The following is a 5,050-nucleotide window of genomic DNA, read 5'->3' on the forward strand; positions in this document are numbered from 1 at the left end:
TTCAAGGCCTGAGACAGGCGGTTGCGACCCTCTTCGAGCTGTTCGAGGTGGCTGCCCAGCGAAGCGTCGATGGCAGCATGCGCCTCGTTGACCTTGCGCAGGTCATCTTCCAGCGCGCGAGAGATCAGGCCGCGGCCCTCGGCCAGTTTCTGGACCTGATTGGCCACAGCGTCGTCGATGCCGGCGCGACTCTCGGCGAATTTCGCGAGATCGTCCTGCATGGCAGCCGCCATACGCTGGCTGCTTTCGGCCAGCTTCCGGCTGTGGTCTTCGATGGCCTCGTCGATGCCGGCGCGAGCGTCGGCGAGCCGCTGGATGTCGGCGTCGAACGATCGCGACACGACGTGGCGGGCGGCTTCCATGCGCCCGGCGAAATCGGTGGCGCGCGCTTCGAGCATGGAGGAGGTCGACGACACGATGTCGGCCATATCGGCGCCGATCTGGGTCTTGCCCTGATCGATCATCGCCGACAGCGTGTCCTTGCTCTCGGCGAAGGTGCTGGCGATCTCGCGCGCGCGCTCGACCAGAGTCTCGTTGATCTGGCGGGCGCGTGCCTCGAGCGCGGCGTTGAGCTTCTGGGTGCCGGTGTCGAGCGCCTCGGCGCGGGTCTGGAACTCGCTGATCAGCGCCTGACCGCGCTCGGCCAGCGTCCGCTCGATGCCGTTGAGGCTTGCTTCGAACTCGGAGCTGAGCGTGCGTGCAGCGCCGCCGAGTAGCGAGACCATGCCGGTGGTGCGGTCATCCAGCAGGTCGGTCAGCGAGCGGGTGAGGCCGTCGGTCGTGTCGGTCAGCTTGGCGATGCGGGTGTCGAGCAGGCTGGCGAAGGCCTCGCCCGAGGTCGACAGGCGGTCGGTGATCGTATCGAGTCGGGTTTCCACCGAATCGAAGATCGACATCGAGCTTTCGTTGATGCGATCGATCAGCGTGTCGCCGGAATTGTTGATCGTCATCGACAGTTTGGTCGAGGCGTTGAGGATCGAGTCGCGAATGATGTCGCTGGCCGAGCCGATCTCGTCACGCAGCGTCTCATGGGCGCCGGCGATCGAGGCACGCACGCGCTCGGCGTGGGTGACGACTGCCTCGCGCTCGCTGCCGAGGCCGTCGACCAGCGAGCGGATGCGAGCCTCGTTCTCGGAATAGGAGCGCTCGATCTGGCTGACTTCGCTGTGGACGAGCGTTTCGAGCTCGACGGCGCGCGCCAGCGTGCGCTCGATGCCTTCGCCCATTGCCGCCACCTCGCGGCGCACGGCCTGACCGATCATCATGACGCGGTCCTGGGCAAGGTTCTCCGGCTCGGCGAGGCGGAAGGCCACTTCGGTCATCGATTGCGCGGCAATGCGCATTTCCTGGGCGCGCCGGATCATGGCCGCGAAGGCCCAGAACAGGATGACCGGGATGATCGCCGCGACCGCCAGGCCGATCAGCTCGGGGCGGGCGAAGAACTGATCGAAGGTGCGGATCTTCCAGATGCTCGGGCCGAACAGCAGGTTGGCAACGCCGCCGGCGCCGGCGATCCACGCAAGCGAAATGAACGCTACGACCCAGTAGACGGTGCTCGAGGCGCGCCGGTTGAGGCCATGCAGAAGCGTCCGGTAATCCTTCTGGCGGTCATCATTTGCCGGTGTGAAACCGGCAGGGGCCGGCGTGAAACCGGCTGGCTGCGAAGCGCGCGATTCGACCGGGCGCAGCTCCGCCGGCTTTGGCTGGGGTGCCGCCTTTGCGGCCTGAGGCTCATTTGCCGGCTCGATTCTCTGGCTGCGGCCTTCGCGCGCCAATTCGTCCGCGGCCGCCGAAATCTGGGCTTCGAGATCTTCCATCGACGCCGCCATGTCGAGGCCGCCTTCGTCGCCGTTGAGCTCAAGGTCAAGCGCCTTTTCCAGTTCCGCGGCTACGTCGCTCTCGAGGGATTTCGTCGTCGTCGGTTTCTTAGCCATGCCTTCGCTACCCTGTACTAGCTGCCGCGGGACTTATGATTTTGGCCTGATTCTGGCTTGTCTGGTCCCAGACAGGAGGCTGAAAATGGACGTTCGTATCGTAATGACACACAGGGGTAAAGAAAACATGCATTCCGGGCGATGCGTAAAACTTTAAATATAAGGTTAACGCAAGCGTGATTTGGCTGCCTCTGTGACAACATTTTTCCCCGGTAGCCGTTAACCCGATGGCGACGCGGATCGCCTATTTTTTTGGGCGCCAGCCGCCTTTTTAGGAGTTGCAGTGCGTATGCGTGGCGAAAGTGGAATCGCGTTTTCCATGCCCGGCGGAGACGTGTCGGGAACGGCAGGGTCGCGACCTGTGGATTTGGCCCATTTGGCGCGGCAGACGATGGACGATCGCGCGCTCGAACAGGAAGTGCTGGCGCTGTTCGTGCAGCAGGCGCTTTCGGTGCGTGACAAGATCCTCGACGCCGATGCCAGGGAACGTGTGCTCCTTGCTCACAGCCTGAAAGGCTCGGCACGCGGCATCGGTGCCTTTGCCGTCGCCGAATGCGCCGCAGCCATCGAAAAGCAGCCCGAGGACACCCGCACCCTGAAGAAGCTCGGCATGTTGATCGACGAAGTGCGGGATTTCATCGCCGCCATCAGCCGCTGAAGCATCGCGCCGGGAGGATTCGGGCGACGCGTCGGCGAGCAGCCATCTTCTGAAAACGTCATTTGGTGGCGTTTTCCTGCCGCAGTTGACTTGTGCGGCGGAGTGATTATCTCGGCTGCGACTCCTTCAGGTGACAAATGACCAAGCTGACTTTCATCGCCAATGACGGCACTCGATTCGACGTGGAAGCCGAGAACGGCTCGACCGTCATGGAAAACGCGATCCGCAACGCGGTGCCCGGCATCGAGGCCGAATGCGGCGGCGCCTGCGCCTGCGCGACCTGCCATGTTTATGTCGACGAGGCCTGGACCGCGGAGGTCGGGGAGCCCGAGGCGATGGAAGAGGACATGCTGGACTTTGCCTATGACGTCCAGCCGAACTCGCGCCTGTCCTGCCAGATCAAGGTGCGCGATGCGCTCGACGGGCTTGTCGTGCGTGTGCCCGAGCGCCAGGGCTGAGCCAACTCTCCATTTTCCAATTTTGCCCGTGGCCGCTTGGCAGCAGGCCATAGCTCATGCACTGTCCCCACCATTCCCAAAATGGGGCGGAGCTGATGACGGACACGATCAAGACGGACGTACTCATTGTCGGGGCGGGGCCGATCGGTCTGTTCGCCGTGTTCGAGCTCGGCCTGTTCGACATGAAGTGCCATCTGATCGACATTCTCGACCGTCCCGGGGGGCAATGCGCCGAGCTCTACCCGGAAAAGCCGATCTACGACATTCCCGGCTGGCCGATCATCACGGCGCAGGGCCTGGTCGACAAGCTCATGGAACAGATACATCCGTTCAAGCCGGGGTTCACCTTCAACCGGATGGTCTCGAGCCTCGAAAAGCTCGAGGACGGCAGCTTCCGCGTCACCACGGATGAAAACGAGGTGTTCGAGGCCAAGGTGGTGGTGATTGCCGCAGGCGGCGGTTCGTTCCAACCCAAGCGCCCGCCCATCCCTGGTGTCGAGGATTATGAGGGAAAGAGCGTCTTCTACTCCGTCCGGCGCATGGAGGATTTCCGCGGCCATGACCTCGTCATCGTCGGCGGCGGCGACTCGGCGCTCGACTGGACGCTCAACCTGCAGCCGGTCGCGAAGAGCGTGACGCTCGTCCACCGGCGCCCGGAGTTCCGGGCAGCGCCCGACAGCGTCAACAAGATGTATGCCATGCAGGAGATGAAGCAGCTGCGATTCCTTGTCGGTCAGGTGAGCGGCCTTGCGGGCGCCGATGGCCGGCTTTCATCCGCGACCATCAAGGGCGGCCCCGTTGGCGATATCGAGGTGCCCTGCACCCGCATGCTGCCGTTCTTCGGTCTCACCATGAAGCTCGGGCCGATCGCCGAATGGGGGCTGAACCTGCATGAGAACCTTATCCCGGTCGACACCGAGAAATTCCAGACGTCGGTCCCCGGTATCTTCGCCGTCGGCGACATCAACTGGTATCCGGGCAAGTTGAAGCTGATCCTGTCGGGCTTCCACGAGGTCGCTCTGATGGCGCAGGCGGCCAAGCGCATCATCAGCCCCGGCGAGCGCATTGTTTTCCAGTACACGACCTCGTCGACCAGCCTCCAGAAGAAGCTCGGCGTCCACGAGTGAAACAAATGGTTATAGCAGTTCAGCGCTCTGCCGGTCGCTGAATTGCTCTGGCGGCTTGGCTCAAAAAGGCCGCGCGGCTACTCCGAGAGCACCGGCGCCGAATGCTCAGCCTGGCCGCGCAAGGGCTTTTCCGGCATCAACGCCAACGCGAGGAGCGCCAGGACAAGCGTGATGCCGGCGGTAAGGAAGATCATCACGAACGGTGTCACCGAGGTGACCTCGATGCGGGTGAGCGAGCCCTCGGCGGCTAAAGGCAAGCCGTAGCCGAGCGCAACGGCGCCGAGCATGGCGACGCCGAGCGCGCCGCCTAGCGAACGCAGGAACGTCAGCACCCCGGTCGCGACGCCGAGATGCGCGCGGTCGACCGCGTTCTGGACCGAAACCGTGCTGACCGGAAAAGTCGTTCCAGTGCCGATGCCGATCAAGGTCGTCAGGATCTCGACTTCGAGCAGCGAAGCTTGGCCCGCAATGGCGCTGAGCACGCCGATGCACAGGATCGCGAAGGTGATACCGAACATGGCGATGCGCTTGTAGTGGAAGAAGCGCGGGATGGTGCGGCCGCTGAAGGTGGCGCCGGCGACAGTGCCGAGGAGCAATCCGAGCATGGCCGTGCCGGACTCGCTGACCGAAAGCCCGACGACCGCCTGCAGATAAACCGGCAGATAGACCGAGATACCAATGCTGGCGGCCTGCAGCAGGAACATCGACAATGTGCCGGCGAGCACGATCGGATTGCTCAGCACTTCGAGCGAGACCAACGGTTCGGCGGCGCGCAGCAGTCTGACCGCGAACAGCGCCCAGAACACGGCCGAGCAAGCCACCAGTCCAAGGACTTCCGGTGAGAACCAGGGATAGGTGCTGCCGCCCCAGTTG

General features: G+C 63.6%; 4 protein-coding genes and 1 pseudogene. 3 read left to right on the forward strand and 2 right to left on the reverse strand.

The window, feature by feature from the left end; genetic code table 11:
- A pseudogene (locus EOA38_RS27730) lies at nucleotides 1-1,934 on the reverse strand (kinesin); the annotation flags it as partial.
- Between the two features lie 289 nt (nucleotides 1,935-2,223).
- On the opposite strand from EOA38_RS27730, the gene EOA38_RS27735 reads away from it, so the two are divergent.
- The 3 genes from EOA38_RS27735 (at nucleotide 2,224) to EOA38_RS27745 (ending at nucleotide 4,177) form a co-directional block, all read left to right on the forward strand.
- The gene (locus EOA38_RS27735; RefSeq protein ID WP_126093768.1) at nucleotides 2,224-2,592 is read left to right on the forward strand and encodes an Hpt domain-containing protein; all 369 of its coding nucleotides are present in this window, start codon (nucleotides 2,224-2,226) and stop codon (nucleotides 2,590-2,592) included.
- Between the two features lie 137 nt (nucleotides 2,593-2,729).
- Nucleotides 2,730-3,050: a 2Fe-2S iron-sulfur cluster-binding protein gene (locus tag EOA38_RS27740; RefSeq protein WP_127300720.1), complete on the forward strand. Its 321-nt coding sequence runs from the start codon at nucleotides 2,730-2,732 to the stop codon at nucleotides 3,048-3,050.
- A gap of 95 nt (nucleotides 3,051-3,145) precedes the next feature.
- Entirely contained in the window at nucleotides 3,146-4,177 is a 1,032-nt protein-coding gene (locus EOA38_RS27745; protein ID WP_127300721.1) for an NAD(P)/FAD-dependent oxidoreductase, read from the forward strand.
- 77 nt (nucleotides 4,178-4,254) lie between these two features.
- On the opposite strand, the gene EOA38_RS27750 is transcribed toward EOA38_RS27745, so the two are convergent.
- Nucleotides 4,255-5,050, reverse strand: a 796-nt coding sequence (locus EOA38_RS27750) for an MFS transporter (RefSeq protein ID WP_127300722.1), incomplete at its 5' end; no start/stop codon positions are given.

Origin of the sequence: Mesorhizobium sp. M1E.F.Ca.ET.041.01.1.1, from assembly GCF_003997355.1 — a bacterium.
GTDB lineage: Bacteria > Pseudomonadota > Alphaproteobacteria > Rhizobiales > Rhizobiaceae > Mesorhizobium.